Origin of the sequence: Aurantimonas sp. A2-1-M11, from assembly GCF_036549475.1 — a bacterium.
Classification (GTDB): Bacteria; Pseudomonadota; Alphaproteobacteria; order Rhizobiales; family Rhizobiaceae; genus Aurantimonas.
On the sequence record NZ_JAZHLI010000240.1, the window covers coordinates 1 to 503 of the forward strand.

1 protein-coding gene is annotated in these 503 nt (G+C 56.5%); it reads left to right on the forward strand.

The genetic code is table 11. The features are described from left to right. Positions 1-85 precede the first annotated feature (85 nt). The coding region (locus VQ042_RS25890; protein ID WP_331823092.1) for a transposase at positions 86-503 on the forward strand (418 nt) is incomplete at its 3' end.

Here is a 503-nt window from a genome sequence, read left to right on the forward strand (position 1 = left end):
CTAGCAGCCTGTCGGACTTAGCGCACGCGAGGGATATCGATTAGAATCGAGAGATTGATTCTCCAGCCATATGACCGGTTCTGCGATGAGCAATTTTCGAATGGTAGATCGTACAACCGGATTTTTGCTGCCGCCTTCGGTGGATGAGTGGCTTCCCGAGCGGCATCTTGCCCGTTTTGTTGTCGAGGTTATCGAAGGGCTGGATCTGCGGACGATGAGTGGCAGCTATCGCGGGTCCGGTTCGGCGTCTTATCATCCGAAGGTTTTGCTTGGCCTTCTGGTTTACGGCTATGCGACGGGCGTTTTGTCGAGCCGCAAGCTTGAACGTGCGACGTATGACTCGGTGGCTTTCCGGTTTATCGCGGCGAACGATCATCCCGATCACGATACGATTGCCGCGTTTCGGCGGCGATTTCTCGAGGAGATCAAGGGCCTGTTTGAGCAGGTGCTGCTGCTGGCGCGCGAGATGGGCGTTCTGAAGCTGGGCACGGTTGCGCTTGACG